General features: G+C 64.7%; 18 protein-coding genes and 1 tRNA gene. 14 read left to right on the top strand and 5 right to left on the bottom strand.

Annotated features, from left to right (window positions below; all coding sequences use genetic code 11):
* Window positions 1–279: 279 nt before the first annotated feature.
* Window positions 280–1,065, bottom strand: coding sequence for an SDR family oxidoreductase (locus tag QX121_RS06790; protein ID WP_315811493.1), 786 nt, complete (start codon window positions 1,063–1,065; stop codon window positions 280–282).
* A 146-nt stretch (window positions 1,066–1,211) separates the two neighbouring features.
* Here QX121_RS06790 and QX121_RS06785 point away from each other — a divergent pair, with 146 nt between their 5' ends.
* A complete protein-coding gene (locus tag QX121_RS06785; RefSeq protein WP_315737580.1) occupies window positions 1,212–1,919 on the top strand; it encodes a histidine phosphatase family protein in 708 nt (235 codons plus the stop codon).
* Window positions 1,920–2,069: 150 nt separating this feature from the next.
* Window positions 2,070–2,837, top strand: coding sequence for an SDR family oxidoreductase (locus QX121_RS06780; protein WP_315737581.1), 768 nt, complete (start codon window positions 2,070–2,072; stop codon window positions 2,835–2,837).
* Between the two features lie 317 nt (window positions 2,838–3,154).
* On the opposite strand, the gene QX121_RS06775 is transcribed toward QX121_RS06780, so the two are convergent.
* The gene (locus tag QX121_RS06775) at window positions 3,155–4,390 is read right to left on the bottom strand and encodes a serine hydrolase domain-containing protein (protein WP_315811492.1); all 1,236 of its coding nucleotides are present in this window, start codon (window positions 4,388–4,390) and stop codon (window positions 3,155–3,157) included.
* 153 nt (window positions 4,391–4,543) lie between these two features.
* Between QX121_RS06775 and QX121_RS06770 the strand changes: the two genes are divergently transcribed.
* Window positions 4,544–4,619, top strand: a tRNA-Trp gene (locus QX121_RS06770).
* 89 nt (window positions 4,620–4,708) lie between these two features.
* Here the strand turns inward: QX121_RS06770 and QX121_RS06765 are convergent.
* Entirely contained in the window at window positions 4,709–5,944 is a 1,236-nt protein-coding gene (locus tag QX121_RS06765; RefSeq protein ID WP_315811491.1) for an ABC transporter substrate-binding protein, read from the bottom strand.
* A gap of 186 nt (window positions 5,945–6,130) precedes the next feature.
* Between QX121_RS06765 and QX121_RS06760 the strand changes: the two genes are divergently transcribed.
* The 9 genes from QX121_RS06760 to QX121_RS06720 all read left to right on the top strand — a co-directional run bounded on the left by QX121_RS06760 (window position 6,131) and on the right by QX121_RS06720 (window position 13,018).
* Window positions 6,131–6,367 carry a hypothetical protein gene (locus QX121_RS06760; RefSeq protein WP_315811490.1) on the top strand — a complete coding sequence of 79 codons (237 nt, stop codon included), beginning with the start codon at window positions 6,131–6,133 and terminating at the stop codon, window positions 6,365–6,367.
* Between the two features lie 2 nt (window positions 6,368–6,369).
* The gene (gene secE, locus QX121_RS06755; protein ID WP_006611822.1) at window positions 6,370–6,561 is read left to right on the top strand and encodes a preprotein translocase subunit SecE; all 192 of its coding nucleotides are present in this window, start codon (window positions 6,370–6,372) and stop codon (window positions 6,559–6,561) included.
* Entirely contained in the window at window positions 6,561–7,118 is a 558-nt protein-coding gene (nusG, locus tag QX121_RS06750; protein ID WP_284423110.1) for a transcription termination/antitermination protein NusG, read from the top strand. Before secE ends, nusG begins: the two co-directional genes overlap by 1 nt.
* A gap of 234 nt (window positions 7,119–7,352) precedes the next feature.
* A complete protein-coding gene (rplK, locus tag QX121_RS06745; RefSeq protein WP_012045056.1) occupies window positions 7,353–7,781 on the top strand; it encodes a 50S ribosomal protein L11 in 429 nt (142 codons plus the stop codon).
* A 6-nt stretch (window positions 7,782–7,787) separates the two neighbouring features.
* A complete protein-coding gene (rplA, locus tag QX121_RS06740) occupies window positions 7,788–8,480 on the top strand; it encodes a 50S ribosomal protein L1 (RefSeq protein ID WP_315754183.1) in 693 nt (230 codons plus the stop codon).
* Window positions 8,481–8,559: 79 nt separating this feature from the next.
* Window positions 8,560–9,510, top strand: a complete 951-nt coding sequence (locus QX121_RS06735) for a 2-hydroxyacid dehydrogenase (RefSeq protein WP_315811489.1) — start codon at window positions 8,560–8,562, stop codon at window positions 9,508–9,510.
* Window positions 9,511–9,723: 213 nt separating this feature from the next.
* On the top strand, window positions 9,724–10,188 hold the full coding sequence (locus tag QX121_RS06730) for a (2Fe-2S)-binding protein (RefSeq protein WP_315776633.1): 465 nt from the start codon (window positions 9,724–9,726) through the stop codon (window positions 10,186–10,188).
* 2 nt (window positions 10,189–10,190) lie between these two features.
* Entirely contained in the window at window positions 10,191–12,374 is a 2,184-nt protein-coding gene (locus QX121_RS06725) for a xanthine dehydrogenase family protein molybdopterin-binding subunit (RefSeq protein ID WP_315811488.1), read from the top strand.
* Window positions 12,371–13,018, top strand: coding sequence for an Isoquinoline 1-oxidoreductase subunit (locus QX121_RS06720; protein WP_315811487.1), 648 nt, complete (start codon window positions 12,371–12,373; stop codon window positions 13,016–13,018). The genes QX121_RS06725 and QX121_RS06720 overlap by 4 nt, the downstream gene beginning before the upstream one ends.
* 275 nt (window positions 13,019–13,293) lie before the next feature.
* Here the strand turns inward: QX121_RS06720 and QX121_RS06715 are convergent, their stop codons facing one another.
* Both QX121_RS06715 and QX121_RS06710 read right to left on the bottom strand, forming a co-directional pair.
* On the bottom strand, window positions 13,294–13,818 hold the full coding sequence (locus QX121_RS06715; protein ID WP_315811486.1) for an OsmC family protein: 525 nt from the start codon (window positions 13,816–13,818) through the stop codon (window positions 13,294–13,296).
* A gap of 106 nt (window positions 13,819–13,924) precedes the next feature.
* Window positions 13,925–14,344 (bottom strand): carboxymuconolactone decarboxylase family protein, encoded by a 420-nt coding sequence (locus QX121_RS06710; protein ID WP_315811485.1) that lies wholly within the window; start codon window positions 14,342–14,344, stop codon window positions 13,925–13,927.
* Window positions 14,345–15,138: 794 nt separating this feature from the next.
* Between QX121_RS06710 and rplJ the strand changes: the two genes are divergently transcribed.
* Complete coding sequence (gene rplJ / locus QX121_RS06705) at window positions 15,139–15,657, top strand: 50S ribosomal protein L10 (RefSeq protein WP_315737590.1); 519 nt, start codon at window positions 15,139–15,141, stop codon at window positions 15,655–15,657.
* Window positions 15,658–15,717: 60 nt separating this feature from the next.
* Window positions 15,718–16,089, top strand: coding sequence for a 50S ribosomal protein L7/L12 (gene rplL, locus QX121_RS06700; protein ID WP_315811484.1), 372 nt, complete (start codon window positions 15,718–15,720; stop codon window positions 16,087–16,089).
* Window positions 16,090–16,622 lie beyond the last annotated feature (533 nt).

The following is a 16,622-nucleotide window of genomic DNA, read 5'->3' as shown; positions in this document are numbered from 1 at the left end:
GAACGTCGCCTGACGGACAGCCGGCAGCCACGTTGCTCGCGCGATTCCGCGGTATGGGTTCCCGCGTTCGCGGGAACGACAGCGGAGTGTGTTGCGCGCAGCTGTGCTGAACGGGCCGCAGTGGCGCGGCAACAACAGCTGTCATCCCGGCGGACGCCGGGACCCATACCGCGTGATCTGGCGAGGGACGTCGCTGTCAGTTGCGGGCTTCATTCCGGCCAGGGGATATGGGTCCCGGCGTTCTGCGGGAGGACACCGGTGTTTGGCGCGGCAACCCGGCTAAGTCGGTTTTCCCGCGTATGGCATCGATGCCGTGAGGCCACCGTCGACCGGGAAAGCCTGGCCGTTGACGTAAGACGCCTCGTCGCTGGCGAGGAACAGGCCCATGGCGGCGATCTCGTGCGGCTGGCCGGCACGCTTCAGCGGATTGAGCTGGCCGATCTTGCCTTCGGTGCCGCGCTCCTTGGCGCCGTCGAAGATCGGCTTGGTCATGCCGGTCTCGATCAGGCCGGGACAGACCGCATTGATGCGCACGCCGGTGCCGGACAGCGAATAGGCGGTGGTCTGCACCAGGCTGATGACGCCGGCCTTGCTTGCGGCATAGGGATGGCCCGAGGCGCCCGACTTCAGGCCCGCAACGGAGGCCGTGCAGACGATGGCGCCGCGCTGCTGCCGCACCATTTGCGGCATCGCGTGTTTGACCGCGAGGAACGGGCCGATCAGGTTGATGCGCAGGATCTCCTGCCAGTGCTCGACGGTCTGCTCGGCGATCGGGATCAAGCCGCCGGAGATTCCGGCATTGGCCCAGATGACGTCGAGCTTGCCATAGGTCGCAACGGCGCGATCGATGAAGCCGCTGACGTCGGCCTCGGAGCCGGCGTCGGCGATCACGGCTTCTGCGATGCCGCCCTGCTGCTTGACGAGCTCGACGGTCTCCTTGACGCCTTCGCTGCGATCGACTGCGATCAGCCGCGCGCCTTCCCTGGTGAACATCAGCGATGCGGCGCGGCCGATGCCGCTGCCGGCGCCGGTGATGATGACGGATTTGCCTTCGAGGCGGCCCATGTTTCCTCCTGCTTCAATTGTAATCAGTTGCGTGCCGCGCAACGGAATTCAAACGCCGTTTCAAACGTGCTGAGATCGCCAAGCGGCTTGAGACGATCTAGGCCTTCACGTACAGCGAGAGGCGAGCGGAGGGAAGGGTTTGAGCGATGTCGGCTGATGGAACGAAACCTTCTGTCGTCACCACGCGCTGGTGGTGGGTGCGTCACGCGCCGGTGCGCAGCGACGGCGGCAACATCTATGGCCAGTCCGACATCGCCTGCGATACCTCCGATCGCGAGGTGTTCGAGGCGGTCGCGAAAATCCTGCCGCGCAGCGCGGTGTGGTATGCGAGCAGTCTGATGCGCACGCATCAGACTGCGGAGGCGATCTGGGCCGCCGGATTCCCGCGTCCCGCAGCGATGATCAGGGAGACCGCTTTTGCCGAGCAGCATCTCGGGCAATGGCAGGGCATGAACCGCGCCGCGTTCCTGGCGAGCCGGCCGGCGGGCAGCCACTGGTTCGCCGACATCGATGAGCCGGCGCCGGGCGGCGAGAGCTACATGGATCTGTACACCCGCGTGACAGCGGCGATTGCGCGCATCACGGTTTCGGAAGCCGGCCGCGACGTCATCGCCGTCGGCCATGGCGGCACCATCAAGGCGGCTGTTGGCCTGGCGCTCGGCGGCCTGGTCGAGAAGGGGCTGGCCTTCGACATCGACAATTGCTCGGTGACCCGGCTCGACCACATCGTGGCCGGCGAGACCAGCACATGGCGCCTGCCAATGGTCAATCAGCAGCCGTGGATCGCGGATGCAAGGCACAAGGCGATGCATCAGCCGGCCGGGCCGGAGCTGACGACGAGCAAGCTGGCGTGAGGCATCCCGTAGCCCGGATGAGCGCAGCGACATGCGGGTTCACCGGGACAGCACGTGAGACCCCGGATGTCGCTGCGCTCATCCGGGCTACGGGACTTACAATGAGCCGTCGGAGCCGACGACATTCCAACAAGCCAAGGAGGACTCCCAATGACCCTGTTCGACATGACCGGCAAGGTCGCCGTCATCACCGGATCCACGCGCGGCATCGGGCTCGCCATTGCCGAACGCATGGCCGAGCACGGCGCCAAGGTGGTGATCTCTTCGCGCAAGGCGGATGTCTGCGATGCTGTCGCCAAGGAGCTCAATGAGCGATTTGGAGCGGGTACCGCGGCCGCGGTCGCCGCCAACATCTCCAGCAAGGAGAACCTGCAGAACCTCGTCGACGAGGCCAACCGCATCTACGGCAGGATCGACGTGCTGGTCTGCAACGCGGCGTCGAACCCGTATTACGGGCCGCTCGCGGGCATCTCCGACGATCAATTCCGCAAGATCCTCGACAACAACATCGTCGCCAACAACTGGCTGATCAGCATGGTCGTGCCGCAGATGATCGCGCGCAAGGACGGCTCGATCATCATCGTCTCCTCGATCGGCGGCCTGAAGGGCTCGACCATCCTCGGTGCCTACGCGATCTCCAAGGCCGCCGACATGCAGCTCGCGCGCAACCTCGCCTGCGAATACGGCCCGCACAATGTGCGCGTGAACTGCATCGCGCCCGGCCTGATCAAGACCGATTTCGCCAAAGCGCTGTGGGACAATCCGGAGAACCTGAAGGCCTCGACCGCCCGCTCGCCGCTGCTCCGCATCGGCATCCCCGACGAGATCGCCGGCGCTGCGGTGTTCCTGGGCTCGGCCGCCGGCAACTTCATGACGGGACAGACCATGGTGATCGACGGCGGCGCGACGATCAGTTGAGGAGAGCTGTCAGTGGGGCCGGTGCCATGGCCTCATCCAACGGTGTCGTCCCCGCGAACGCGGGGACCCATAACCACCGGCCGGCATGAGGCCGGCAACTGGCAGTGACGTCCCTCGACAAATCACGCGGTATGGGTTCCGGCGTTCGCCGGGACGACAGCAGTGGTTGTCGCGCCATCCGGGCAAACGGGGCAGGCCCGCATTCGCCGCGAACACAGCGTTGTTGCCCGCATGAGCGAAGCGATATGCGGGGTCACATGACGAGAGCGGATATCCCGGATGTCGCTGCGCTCATCCGTGCTAGGAAGCAGGCGCCCTCACTCCACCGCCGCATACACCACGTCGCGCACCAGCGTGCGCAGATAGTCGCGCTGTCCGGGAGCCTGGGCCATGAACACGCAGAACAGATCCTCCTTCGGATCGATCCAGAAGAACGTGCCGGCGATGCCGCTCCAGAAGAAGGTGCCGGGCGAGCCGGGGAAGGGCGCGATGCCGGCCTCGCGGCGCACGGCGAAGCCGAGGCCGAAGCCGTGACCGGGCGACAGCAGGGTGCCGACCGTCTTCACGTGCGGCCCGAGATGGTCGGAGGCCATCAGCTCGAGCGTCTTGCGGCCGACCAGCCGGGTGCCGTCGAGGCTGCCGCGGCTGAGCAGCATCGCGCAGAAGCGGGCGTAGTCCATCGTGGTCGCCACCAGCCCGCCGCCGCCGGATTCCATCAGCGGCTGCTCGGTCATCTTGAACAGGTTGACCGCCTCGCCGGTCCACGGGTCCTTCGCGAACGGCTCGGCGAGCCGGTGCGCATTGGCCTCGCTCGTGAAGAAGCCGGTCTCATTCATGCCGAGCGGCTTGAGGATGCGCTCGGACAGGAACGCGCCGAGCGATGTGCCTGCGACGACCTCGATGATCCGTCCGAGGATGTCGGTCGAGCGGCTGTAGTTGAACTCGGCGCCGGGCTGGCAGATCAGCGGCAGGCCGGCGACGATGGCCGTGTGCTCGGCATTGGTGATCTTGCGGCTGCGCACCCGCGACTGCTGGTAGAGCTGGTGCACCGGCCCGGTGCCGGTGTGCTCATACGCCAGGCCCGAGGTGTGGCGCAGCAGGTCCTGGACCGTCATCGGCTGGGCGATCGGCACCAGCTCCAGCTTGCCGCCGGTCTCGACGCCCACTTTCTGCTCGCCGAATTCCGGGATGAACTTGGCGACCGGGTCGGACAGCAGCAGCTCGCCGTCCTCGACCAGCATCATGATCCCGAGCGAGACGATCGGCTTGGTCATCGAGAAGATGCGGAAGATCGAATCCGGCCGCATCGGCGTGTCGGCGTCGGGCGCTTGCCGGCCGATGGCGTCGAACCAGCCGATCCGGCCGCGGCGGCCGACCAGCAGGGTGGCGCCGGGGATGGTTCCCTTGTCGGCCTCGCGCTTGAACGCATCCGAAGCTCGCTGCAGCCGCGCCTGGGACAGGCCCAGCGCCTCGGGGCGGTCATCCGGCAGCGGCGGCGTCAGCGAGCGGAGCGCGGAAAGGGGGGCGCTGGATGCGGCAGTCGGCGGGGTCATGGGCTCTCCCTGATGAAGTCCTGTTGTCGGTTTGCATCAAGTCTGGCGCGGAAGTTGTGGTCTGACCAGTCGATTTGCTCCATTGCACCCTTGCATTCGGGGGGAGGTCTATGCTTCAAAGCGCGCGAACCGGCGACACTGTCCCGGCTCGCTAGGAGTGTAGCTCAATTGGTAGAGCACCGGTCTCCAAAACCGGGGGTTGGGAGTTCGAGCCTCTCCACTCCTGCCAGCGAGATCAAGCACTTAAGCCAAAAATCGACGAGACAGGTTAGGCCGGGGCCCGCAACGCGCGAGCCCCGAATGCATTTCAGCAACCCCTTATTGCTTCACATAAGGACAGTTGCCGTCCTTCATCGGCCGGAACACCTGGTCGCCGGGCACCTCGGCCAGCACCTTGTAATAGTCCCACGGGCCCTTCGACTCCTCGGGCTTCTTCACCTCGAACAGGAACATCGAGTGCACCATGCGGCCGTCCTCGCGGACGACGCCGTTGTCGGTGAAGGCGTCGCGCACCGGGGTCTCGCGCATCTTGGCGAGCACCGGCTTGGTGTCGCGACTGCCTGCTGCCTTGACCGCGTTGAGATAGTGCAGGGTCGCGCTGTAGGTCGCCGCCTGGTTCATGGTCGGCATCCGCTTCATGCGCTCGAAGAACTTCTTGCCGAACGCCCGGGTGCGGTCGTTGAGATCCCAGTAATACGCCTCGGTGATGATCAGGCCCTGGGCGAGCTTCAGGCCGAGGCTGTGGATGTCGGAGATGAACATCACGATGCCGGCGAGGTTCTGGCCGCCGGCGACGATGCCGAACTCGGCGGCCTGCTTGATGGTGTTGATGGTGTCGCCACCGCCATTGGCCATGCCGATGATCTTGGCCTTGGAGGCCTGCGCCTGAAGCAGGAAGGACGAGAAATCCTGGTTGTTGAGGGGATGGCGGGCGCTGCCGACCACCGTGCCGCCGGCCGCGCGCACGACGTCGCCGGTGTCGCGCTCGATCGAATGGCCGAACAGATAGTCGGCGGTGATGAAGAACCAGGTGTTGCCGCCGTTCTTGACGATGGCGCTGCCGACCGTGTGCGCGTTGCCGTAGGTGTCGTAGGTCCAGTGCACGGTGTAGGGCGAGCAGGACTTGCCGGTGATGTCGGAGCTCGCGGCATCCGTCACGATCATCAGCTTCTCGAACTGCTTCGACATCTCCATGCCGGCGAGCGCGGTCGCCGACGTCGGCATGTCGATGACCATGTCGACGGCCTCGTTCTCGTACCATTTGCGCGCGATCGCGGCGGCGATGTCGGCCTTGTTCTGCGGATCGGCGCTGATCACCTCGATCGGCTTGCCGAACATGCTGCCGCCGAACTCCTCGACCGCGAGCTTGGTGGCCTCGAGATTGCCCTGGCCGCCGATGTCCGAATAGACCGACGAGAAGTCGCTGAGCACGCCGATCTTGAGCGGGGCCTGGGCACAGGCAGGGACGGCGGTGAGGGCGAGAGCGGCAAGACCGAGAGCAGCAAGGCTGACGGCGGCAAGGCGCGTCCGTCCCTTGCGCCGGGCAAAGGTCATGGGTTTCCTCCGGATTGTTCTTGTGCGGACGAGAATGAGCGGGTGGCGCAGGCCCGGCAAGAGCATGAGCTGCTCCACCACGGGCATTTCGTCGCGGCAACTGCTCAACCTGCCGTGGTGCGGAAATGGCCTGCCGTTGCACGAAAAACCGCGTTGTGGCGGACCAGGCGGGGGCCTGACGCGGGAATGGCCGCCGACGCCCGGCATGCCCATATCTTGACCTTTGGCCGGCCCGACAGTAGATATCTCGACAACCTGCAGCCGGCCCGCGATAAAAGCGGATATCCGGCGCGGCTTTTCACTCCCCGAACAAGCGAGCCCGTGGATTCGGCTCATCTCTCCGACAAGAGGGTGGGCCAAGGACGGCTGTTCGGTTTTCCCAGTCAACTCTTCAATCGTCCGATGACGGACGCGGACCCCTGACGATGGCTACCAGCCCGTTCAAATTCCTGCAGGAAGTGCGCTCGGAGACCGCCAAGGTCTCGTGGCCGAGCCGTCGCGAGGTCACCATCACCACGATCATGGTGTTCGTGATGGTGGCGCTGGCCTCGGTGTTCTTCTTCGCCGCCGATCAGATCATCCGTTATCTCATCACCCTCGTGCTGGGCATTCACTGATGGCAACCGCAACGCAAAGCTCCGACAAGCGCTGGTACATCGTCCACGCCTATTCGAACTTCGAGAAGAAGGTCGCGGAGTCGATCCGCGAGCAGGCCAAGCAGCGCAATCTCGAGGACCTGTTCGAGCAGGTGCTGGTGCCGATCGAGAAGGTCACCGAGGTGCGCCGCGGCCGCAAGATCGACGCCGAGCGCAAGTTCTTCCCCGGCTACGTGCTGGTGAAGATGAAGCTGACCGACGAGGCGTTCCACCTGATCAAGAATACGCCCAAGGTGACCGGCTTCCTCGGCGCCGAGAACAAGCCGATGCCGATCTCCGAAGGCGAGGCGATGCGCATCCTGAACCAGATGCAGGAAGGCGTGGAGCGGCCGAAATCCTCGGTGTCGTTCGAGATCGGCGAGAACGTCCGCGTCGCCGACGGCCCGTTCGCCTCGTTCTCTGGCGTGGTCGAGGAAATCGACGAGGCGCGCTCGCGGGTCAAGGTCGCGGTGTCGATCTTCGGCCGCGCCACCCCGGTCGAACTGGAATTCAACCAGGTCGAGAAGATCGTCGGTTAAGGGCCGGGCTGCCGGGTCTCTAGGCGTCCCGGGCTTTCCTTTTCGTCCGATCTCGTGTATCGGGCGCCCTTCGCTCCCCAACCGGGGGGCGATTTCGTTCGTGGGAGGCGTGACCGGCTTTGCCAGCCGGATCAAGCGCGCCGGACCACGGTCCCAAACCTCGCCTGAGGGTTTTGTCGCCCGAAGGCGTTGCGTTCGCATCAGGCAGAATCGCGAACGCATTGGAGAGTCATAATGGCAAAGAAAGTAACCGGTTACCTGAAGCTTCAGGTCCCGGCCGGCGCGGCCAACCCGTCGCCGCCGATCGGCCCCGCGCTGGGTCAGCGCGGTCTCAACATCATGGAGTTCTGCAAGGCGTTCAACGCGCAGACCCAGAAGGAAGAGAAGAACACCCCGATCCCGGTGGTCATCACCATTTATGCGGACCGGTCCTTCACCTTCGAGATGAAGACCCCGCCGATGTCCTACTTCCTCAAGCAGGCTGCCAAGATCCAGTCCGGCTCGAAGGCGCCGGGCCGCGACAAGGCCGGCAAGGTGACCAAGGCGCAGGTGCGCGAGATCGCCGAGAAGAAGATGAAGGACCTGAATTGCGACTCGATCGAGTCGGCCATGAAGATGGTCGAGGGCTCTGCCCGCTCGATGGGTCTGGAAGTTGCGGGGTAAGGCGCCATGGCACTCGGAAAGCGTTTGAAGAAGGCCCGCGAGGGCATCGATCGCACCAAGCTCTACCCGCTTGCTGACGCGATCAAGATGATCAAGGAGCGGGCCGTCTCGAAGTTCGACGAGACCATCGAGGTCTCGATCAACCTCGGCGTCGATCCGCGCCACGCCGACCAGATGGTCCGCGGCGTCGTCATGCTGCCGAACGGCACCGGCCGCACGCTGCGCGTCGGCGTGTTCGCCCGCGGCGCCAAGGCCGAGGAAGCCAAGGCCGCCGGTGCCGACGTCGTCGGTGCGGAGGACCTTGTCGAGAAGGTGCAGAACGGCAACATCGACTTCGACCGCTGTATCGCCACCCCCGACATGATGCCACTGGTCGGCCGTCTCGGTAAGGTGCTCGGTCCGCGCGGCATGATGCCGAACCCGAAGATCGGCACCGTGACCATGGACGTCGCCGGTGCCGTCAAGGGCGCCAAGGGCGGTTCGGTCGAGTTCCGCGTCGAGAAGGCTGGCATCATCCAGGCCGGCGTCGGCAAGGCCTCGTTCGCCGAGGACAAGCTGGTCGAGAACATCAAGGCGCTGGCGGATGCGGTGGTGAAGGCCAAGCCGGCGGGCGCCAAGGGCACCTACGTCCAGCGCGTCGCCGTCTCCTCGACGATGGGTCCGGGCGTCAAGGTCGAGCCGGGCACCGTGCTCGCCTGAGCGGCCAAGCATAGGTTAGATTGGGGAGGGCGGGATCGTTCATCGATCCCGCCCTTCGCATTTTGGAGTACCGGCCGACATGCCCGACAAGGTCCTGATCTATTCCCGCCTGCCGAAATCCTTGACCCAGCGCTTTGCCGATCGGTTCGATCTGCTCGACAGCGGCGGCAAGCCGGCGCACGAGGTGTTTCCGGCGGACGAGGTCGCGCGGATCCGGGCGCTGATCACGGCCGGCGGCACGCCGCTGGGGGCTGCCGACATGGACAGGCTGCCGGCGCTCGGGGCCATCGTCTGCTATGGCACCGGTTACGACGGCGTCGACCTGAAGGCGGCCGCGGCCCGTAACATCGCCGTCGGCCACAGCCCGGGCGCCAATGCCGCGGCGGTCGCAGACGTCGCTGTGATGTTGATGCTGGCGACCACGCGGCGGCTGACGGTGGCAGACGCCTACGTCCGCGACGGGGGCTGGGCGTCCGCAAAACCATCGCCGCTGATGAAGCCGCCGCCCAGTCTCGCCGGCTGCAAGATCGGCGTCTTCGGCACGGGCGAGATCGGCCGCAAGATCGCGAGCCGCGTAGCCGCCTTCGAGACTGAGGTCGGCTATTTCAACCGCACCCGCTATGACGATCTGCCGTATCAATATTTCCCGAGCCTCGATGCGCTCGCCGAATGGTGCACCGTGCTGATGATCGCCGTCCGTGCCAGCGCCGAGACCACCCACGTCGTCAACGCCGACCTCCTCAAGAAGCTCGGCACCGACGGCCACATCGTCAACATCTCGCGCGGCTCGGTCATCGACGAGCGGGCGCTGGTGGCGGCGCTCAAGGAGGGTACCGTTGCCGGTGCCGGTCTCGACGTGTTCGAGACGGAGCCGCATGCGCCGGATGAGCTGACCTCCCTGCCCAACGTGGTGGTGACGCCGCATATCGGCGGCAACACCAGGGAGTCGCACGTCGCGATGCAGGCCTGCGTGGTGGCGAATCTCACAGCGTTCTTCGGCGGCGAGATGATGCCTTATCAAGTCAAGTAGCTCGTAACCCGGGCGAGCGGAACGACCCGGGACGGACCATCCCCCATGTCGCTTTCGCCTTTGCGGGCTGTGGCTGACGCTGATGCGGGCTACGTCCAAAACGTTCCGCCCCGCGCAGAAATATTTTGACGCACTGCACATCTCTGTGAATTGCGAACCATTCTCGAATGCTTCTAACTCTTGCTGTTAGGACGACAGATAGAGCGAGGGGCCATGGCGGCGTTCACTTTGAAGATCAATGGGCGGGAGCATCAGGTTGATGTCGACCCCGGCACTCCCTTGCTCTGGGCCATTCGTGACAATGTTGGGCTGACCGGCACCAAATATGGCTGCGGCGTTGCGCAATGCGGGGCCTGCACAGTCTATATCGACGGCCAGACCGTGCGCTCGTGCTCGTTGCCGGTGTCGGCAGTCGGGAAGAGCGAGGTGACGACGATCGAGGGACTCTCCAGCAAAGAGGCGGTTGCCGTCCAGAAGGCATGGGCCGCGCATGATGTGCCACAATGTGGCTACTGCCAGTCAGGCCAGGTGATGAGCGCCGCCGCGCTGCTCAGCCTGACCCCGAAGCCCAGCGACCAGGACATCGATCTCGCAATGAACGGCAACATCTGCCGCTGCGCCAGCTATGTCCGCATCCGCGCCGCAATTCATTCGGCCGCCAAGACTCTGGAGGGCTGATCATGAACCTTCATGTGAAATCTGAAGCCGCTGCGACCTTGTCGCGCCGCTCGCTGTTGAAAGCCGGCGCTGGGTTCGTGCTCGCCACCTATGTCGCGCGCAACGGCGTCGCCTACGCGCAGGACGCTGCTGCGGCAAAATCCGTCAACATCGCGCCGAACACGTTTCTGGTGATCGGCCAGGACGACACCGTCACCGTTCTCTGCAAGCACATCGAGTTCGGACAGGGCCCGTTCACCGGCATGGCCACCCTGGTGGCTGAGGAGCTCGATGCCGATTGGTCGCAGATGCGCGCCGATCATGCGCCCTCAAATCCGGTGCTCTACAAGAATCTCTTGTTCGGGGTGCAGGGCACTGGTGGCTCGAGCGCGATCGCCAATTCCTACGAGCAGATGCGCAAGGTCGGCGCCGCCGCGCGCGCGATGCTGGTGGCTGCGGCTGCCGACGAATGGAAGGTGCCGGCCGAGGAGATCACGGTCGATAAAGGTATCGTTAGACATCCCTCCGGCAAGCAGAGCGGTTTCGGCGCGCTGGCCGCGAAGGCGATGCAACAGCCGGTGCCGGCGAACCCGCAGCTCAAGGATCCCTCCGCCTTCAAGCTGATCGGCAAGGAAGGCGCCGTGACCCGGCTCGACAGCGTGGCGAAGTCGAACGGCTCGGCCGAGTACACGCTCGACATCAAGGATCCGGGGACCTTGACCGTGCTGGTGGCGCGCTCGCCGCGGTTCGGCGGCAAGGTGGCCTCCTTCGACGCATCAGCAGCGAAGGCCGTGCCTGGCGTCGTCGACGTCAAGGAGGTGCCGAATGGCGTCGCCGTCTATGCGGAGGGCTTTTGGCCGGCCAAGACGGCACGCGACCTGCTCAAGATCACCTGGGACGACAGCAAGGCGGAGACGCGCGGCACGGCGCAATTGCTGGAGGAGTTTCGCGCGCGTGCGAAGAAGCAGGGTGCGCTGGTCAAGCAGGAGGGCGACGTCGACGCCGAGATCGCCAAGGGCGGCAAGCTGATCGAGACCGAGTTCGTCTTCCCCTATCTGGCGCATGCGCCGATGGAGCCGATCAACGCCTTCCTGCATTGGAAGGGCGACACGGCGTCGGCGCGCTACGGCAGCCAGTTTCCGACGCCTGATCACGCCGTGATCGCGCAGGTGCTGGGGCTCGACATCGCCAAGGTCGATCTCAAGACGATTCTCGCCGGCGGCAGCTTCGGCCGGCGCGCGCAGCAGTCGACTCATGTCGCCATGGAGCTGGCGCAGGTCGCCAAGGCGATCGGGCCGGGACGTCCGGTCAAGCTGGTGTGGACCCGCGAGGACGACATGCGCGGCGGCTACTACCGGCCGTTCAGCCTGCACCGCATGCGTGGCGTCGTTCGCGACGGCAAGATCGTGGCGTGGTCGGATACGATCGTCGGCCAGTCGATCATGAAGGGCTCGCCGTTCGAGGCGATGACCATGAAGAATGGTCTCGATGCGACCGCCTATGAGGGCTCGAACGAGATCCCGTACCAGGTGCCGAACTTCCGCTGCGACCTGCACCAGGTCGATGTCGGCGTGCCCGTGCTGTGGTGGCGCTCGGTCGGCCACACCCACACCGGCTACGCTGTCGAGGCGTTCGTCGATCAGCTGCTCGAAGCCGCCGGCCAGGATCCGGTGGAGGGGCGACTGGCGATGATGGCCGACAAGCCGCGTCACGCCGGCGTGCTCAAGGCGGTCGCCGAGCTCGCGGACTGGAAGGGCGCCAAGCTCGAGGCGGGCCGCGCCCGCGGCGTTGCCGTGGTCGAGAGCTTCAACACCTACGTCGCCCAGGTGGTCGAGCTGTCGATGGGCGCCGACGGACCGGTCGTGCACAAGGTCTGGTGCGCTGTCGACTGCGGCGTCGCGGTCAATCCCGACATCATCCGCGCCCAGATGGAGGGCGGCATCGGCTTTGCGCTGGGCCACATCCTCTATGCGCAGCAGCCGCTCGACGAGGGACGTCCGGTGTCGGGCAATTTCGATACCTACCGCTCGCTGCGCATCCACGAGATGCCCGAGATCGAGGTCGCGATCGTGCCGTCGACAGAGAAGCCATCGGGGGTAGGCGAGCCCGGCGTCCCGCCGCTCGGACCGGCCGTCGCCAACGCCATGGCGAAGCTCGGCCTGCCGCGCCCCACGCAATTGCCGATCCGGCCGGGAGACACTGCATGAGACTGGTTAGAATGGGGGCGATGGCGTTGCTCGCCGGCTGCCTGGCTGCGGTTGCCGTCGCGGCCTATCCGGGGCTTCAGCGCGCCTATGCCGCGCCCGAGGCGACCCGCATGGCCAATGGCCTGAAGCCGGCAGCAGACTTCGCGAAGATCAAGAACAGGGAGGAGCGCGCGGTGGCGCTGTTCGAGGAGGCCGGCAAGGTGCTGCAGTCGCCGCGCTGCATGAACTGCCATCCGGCCGGCGATCGTCCGACCCAGACCGACAAGATGATTCCGCACCAGCCGCTGGTGGTCCGCGGCGAGGCCGGCATGGGCGCGCCCGGCGGGCTCGCCTGCACGACCTGTCACCACGAAGCCAATTTCGACCCGGCGCGCGTGCCCGGCAATCCGAAGTGGCAGCTGGCGCCGATCGAGATGGCCTGGCAGGGCCGATCACTCGGCCAGATCTGCACCCAGATCAAGGACCCGAAGCTCAACGGCGGCAAGACCATGGCCCAGCTGATTCATCATATGGCTGAGGACGAACTGGTCGGCTGGGGCTGGAATCCGGGAGCAGGGCGGACGCCGGCGCCGGGCAGCCAGAAGCAGTTCGGCGAGCTGATCAAGGCCTGGGCCGATGCCGGTGGGGCCTGCCCGAAGGGGTAGGCGGCACGGCCCCGTCGGGTGCCACGGCACCCGACAGATCGCGCGAACGTTGCCATGCTCGTGACGTGACGAACTCCCTCCTCGTCATTGCGAGCGTGGGTGATGTTCGATGGCACGCCTTACGCCTATCTGCAGATCTGCGGCACACTGTGGATCGGAAATGAGTATGGGCCCGGTCAGGTGCCGATCTGGACGATGCGATATGGTGGGCCATCAGAGCCTTGATGCTTGACTGTGGGCGCGAGTCATCAGGCATGGACGCGACGATCTGACCTCTATGCCTGCCGAACCACAAGCTCGCTGGTCATGGGGATTCCCCTCAGTGCGCCGAGCACCATGTTGTGGGAAATGGCGCGCTCATGGATCTTCTCGAGTTCGGCACGCGGTGCGGAGGAACTCAAGGTGGCGCGGAGGTGGAGGGATAGGTAGCAATGCCGGGCCTCGACGGGCGCATCGAGCCCTTCGAGGCCATCGAATTCACCACGCGGATCGAACACGCCTTCCGCGACGAACTCGACCGAACGGAGATCGATGCCGGCATGCGCCGCCAGCATCGGATAGTCCGAGCCGGCACAGACGGCTGCAGCGGCGAAGATCTGTTCCCAAGGATAGACGACAGACGGGGCATTGTCCTTCAGGCTCGCCGGCCGCTCCAGAAGCGGTGTTGTGTAGGGATCGCTTGACTGCGGATCGAAGCGGTAGCGGGCACGGTAGGTCCCGCGCACCGCATCGCCATGCTTCTTCATCACGGACACGATATCCTTCACCGTGCTGACAGCTTCTCCGAAAACGATGGGCATCCTTGCCTCCTTCCAATCGTGGGTTTCTAAGTCACGCCATGGGATGCCGACGGCAGCGTTTTCCGTCCGGCATCCCGATTTTGGCACATTGCCGATGGTGTTCGCCTTATTTGGCAGGCGGAGTCGCTTGCGCGTCGCCGCCAAGCTCCTTCTTGAAGGTCTCAAAATCGACCTGCATGCCGTTGAAGATCGTGCTCCAGTGCCGGGCCACCGCGGCGATCGCGACGGCTTCCTCGATTTCGTCCTTCGTTGCACCTGCCCGCTTGGCGTTCTCGGTGTCTTCCCAGATGCAGTACCGACAGGGGATTTGGGCGGAGACGGCGAGTGAGATCAGAGCCTTCACCTTCGGCGGCAGGGCGGTTTCGTTCGAAAACTGCAGCGCCTTCACCTCGGCCCAGGCGCCCGGCAGCGCGGCTTTCGAAACCTGGTGGAGAAAGCCTGGCACCTTGCCGAGCGTCTGCTTGATGTCCTTGTAGGTGGCATCGACCTCTGCCTGGCCGGCCAGGCCGAGGCTGGATGCGAACACGGCCGCACAGATGACGGCCGAAGCCAAAGCGCCCGTGAAGACCCGGTGTGACCGCCGCAACGGCCTACACTTATCCGGTGTGAGACCTCGGCCGTCATGAGCGCCGTCATTGCGACGAAGCAATCCAGACTTCCTTCTCGACCCTGGATTGCTTCGCTCGCAATGACGGGCGAGAGACCGAGCGTGGGAACCCGCATGCTGCTCTCGCCTTCGCCTGTCAGGCGCTGGCGGATGCTCCGTGGGGGCCTCGCGAACTGCCCAACTGGTGCGATTTTTGCTCTTGGGGGTCTTGGCAAGTCGCCGTGGACCCGTTAAAGAACCGGCTTCCGGGCGGGCTGGCATTTGCTGGCGCGCTCGTGCGCGCATTCCGAAAGCCTAGAGGATCAGCATTCCTTTTGAGGATATCCGTTTGGATGACCCGGAAGGAAGAAGGATCTTTCTGCTCTCGAATGCCGCAGGGGAGGTCGGTCCGCCGATCACCCCGATCCTGTCCGAGACTGCAGGCGCCGGCGCGGAATTCAATTTCCTCAATGGCTTAATCGTCCAGCCTGCATAGACGGGTGAAGACCGGATTTCGGCATGTCCACTGCTTCTGTCGTGGTGGCATGCAGGTTTGGTTCGAACCTCGACACTCCGTGGGCCGATAAAGCCTTGCGGAAGGGCAGGCTATTCATCGCCGTTTTGCCTTGCGTGTCCTCGGGTTCTTCCGTCCGGAGGTCAGGTTTGGTGGGGCGGCGGGTGCAACCCGGCGGTCCCGCTTTCGGGCGAAGGCCGCCAACCGGAGAGAGCTTGCTGTGGAACGAGCGGCAAAGAAAGAGGCGGTCGAGGAACTGCACGAGGTCTTCAAGACCACGGGCGTCGCGGTCGTCGCTCACTATTCCGGCCTCACCGTAGCCCAGATGCAGAAGCTGCGCATGCAGATGAAGCAGGCGGGCGCGTCGGTGAAGGTCTCGAAGAACCGTCTCGCCAAAATTGCTCTTGAAGGCACGGACGTCGTCGGCATCGGTCCCCTGTTGAAGGGGCCGACCGTGATCGCAACTTCGAACGATCCTGTCGCGGCGCCCAAGGTTGCCATGGAATTCGCCAAGGCGAACGAAAAGTTCGTCATCCTCGGTGGCTCCATGGGTAAAACCGTCCTGAATGTCGACAGCGTCAAGGCTCTCGCCTCGCTGCCGTCGCTGGACGAACTGCGCGGCAAGCTCGTCGGCCTGATCCAGGCTCCGGCGACCAAGCTCGCCCAGCTCGCCAACGCACCCGCGGCCAAGGTCGCGCGCGTCATTCAGGCTCATGCCTCAAAGGGCGAAGCGGCCTGACGCCCTTCGCAAACACTCAAAACCTGGTTTCGAACCGAACCATCTTAAGGAAGTAGATCAATGGCTGACTTGCAGAAAATCGTCGACGACCTGTCCTCGCTCACCGTTCTCGAGGCCGCCGAGCTCGCCAAGCTCCTGGAAGATAAGTGGGGCGTGTCCGCCGCTGCCGCCGTCGCGGTTGCTGGCCCGGCCGCTGCCGCTGCCGCTCCGGCGGAAGATAAGACCGAGTTCACGGTTGTCCTGGCTTCGGCCGGCGACAAGAAGATCGAGGTCATCAAGGAAGTCCGCGCCATCACCGGCCTGGGCCTGAAGGAAGCCAAGGACCTGGTCGAGGGTGCCCCGAAGCCGGTCAAGGAAGGCGTCAACAAGGAAGAGGCCGAGAAGATCAAGGCTCAGCTCGAGAAGGCTGGCGCCAAGATCGACCTCAAGTAATCGCAAGATTGCAAGCGGAGCCTTCCGGCGGCCTAAGGCAGGTCCGAAGGTTTCGAGAGATTATGGTGACCGGGCGGTAACATCGCCCGGTCATCATCGAGACGAAAGAGTTTTGCAGAGGTGTCGGGTCGGGCCGGGATACTGCAAAAGGCGTGCAACAGGATCGCCCGTTGCGGGCCGAACACGGAAAAGTGTGGAGATTTAGGGGCTTCCCCCTCGAATCTCGGCTATCGTCGGCCCATATTGGGTCGGCAGCACGAAAAGCCGGTTATCGGTGGAGTGGCGTCTCCGCCCTTAGACCGTTGGGAGATAGGCAATTTCGGGCTTTTGCAGTCCGTGACGAGATGGTTGTGACGAGCGGGTGCGCCCTCGCGCCTCGCGCGTCGTTTTGCGTTTTGCTGGTCTGAAGAACAGAGCTGGGACGTTTCCGTTCCGGCTTTGAGCCTCAGATCCTCGAAATGGATCGAAATTCAACCCGAAGGGGCGGTGGCAGCCGCTGTTTCGGAAGGTTCGCCCCTCCGGGCGACGAAATG

The sequence above is a fragment of the Bradyrhizobium sp. SZCCHNR2028 genome (assembly GCF_032380995.1).
In the GTDB taxonomy this organism is placed as follows: Bacteria; Pseudomonadota; Alphaproteobacteria; order Rhizobiales; family Xanthobacteraceae; genus Bradyrhizobium.
Note: the sequence above shows the minus strand (reverse complement) of the source record. Positions and strands in the feature narration are given on the sequence as shown.

What these genes read in the sequence shown, in the direction of transcription:
- QX121_RS06720 (WP_315811487.1), top strand. Translation starts at nt 12,371, where the DNA reads ATGAGACTGGTTAGAATGGGGGCGATGGCGTTGCTCGCCGGCTGCCTG.
- QX121_RS06765 (WP_315811491.1), bottom strand. Translation starts at nt 5,944, where the DNA reads ATGACCTTTGCCCGGCGCAAGGGACGGACGCGCCTTGCCGCCGTCAGC.
- QX121_RS06760 (WP_315811490.1), top strand. Translation starts at nt 6,131, where the DNA reads ATGGCCGCCGACGCCCGGCATGCCCATATCTTGACCTTTGGCCGGCCC.
- rplK (WP_012045056.1), top strand. Translation starts at nt 7,353, where the DNA reads ATGGCAAAGAAAGTAACCGGTTACCTGAAGCTTCAGGTCCCGGCCGGC.
- QX121_RS06725 (WP_315811488.1), top strand. Translation starts at nt 10,191, where the DNA reads ATGAACCTTCATGTGAAATCTGAAGCCGCTGCGACCTTGTCGCGCCGC.
- QX121_RS06775 (WP_315811492.1), bottom strand. Translation starts at nt 4,390, where the DNA reads ATGACCCCGCCGACTGCCGCATCCAGCGCCCCCCTTTCCGCGCTCCGC.
- QX121_RS06780 (WP_315737581.1), top strand. Translation starts at nt 2,070, where the DNA reads ATGACCCTGTTCGACATGACCGGCAAGGTCGCCGTCATCACCGGATCC.
- rplL (WP_315811484.1), top strand. Translation starts at nt 15,718, where the DNA reads ATGGCTGACTTGCAGAAAATCGTCGACGACCTGTCCTCGCTCACCGTT.
- QX121_RS06730 (WP_315776633.1), top strand. Translation starts at nt 9,724, where the DNA reads ATGGCGGCGTTCACTTTGAAGATCAATGGGCGGGAGCATCAGGTTGAT.
- QX121_RS06790 (WP_315811493.1), bottom strand. Translation starts at nt 1,065, where the DNA reads ATGGGCCGCCTCGAAGGCAAATCCGTCATCATCACCGGCGCCGGCAGC.
- QX121_RS06785 (WP_315737580.1), top strand. Translation starts at nt 1,212, where the DNA reads ATGTCGGCTGATGGAACGAAACCTTCTGTCGTCACCACGCGCTGGTGG.
- rplA (WP_315754183.1), top strand. Translation starts at nt 7,788, where the DNA reads ATGGCACTCGGAAAGCGTTTGAAGAAGGCCCGCGAGGGCATCGATCGC.
- secE (WP_006611822.1), top strand. Translation starts at nt 6,370, where the DNA reads ATGGCTACCAGCCCGTTCAAATTCCTGCAGGAAGTGCGCTCGGAGACC.
- QX121_RS06715 (WP_315811486.1), bottom strand. Translation starts at nt 13,818, where the DNA reads ATGCCCATCGTTTTCGGAGAAGCTGTCAGCACGGTGAAGGATATCGTG.
- nusG (WP_284423110.1), top strand. Translation starts at nt 6,561, where the DNA reads ATGGCAACCGCAACGCAAAGCTCCGACAAGCGCTGGTACATCGTCCAC.
- QX121_RS06735 (WP_315811489.1), top strand. Translation starts at nt 8,560, where the DNA reads ATGCCCGACAAGGTCCTGATCTATTCCCGCCTGCCGAAATCCTTGACC.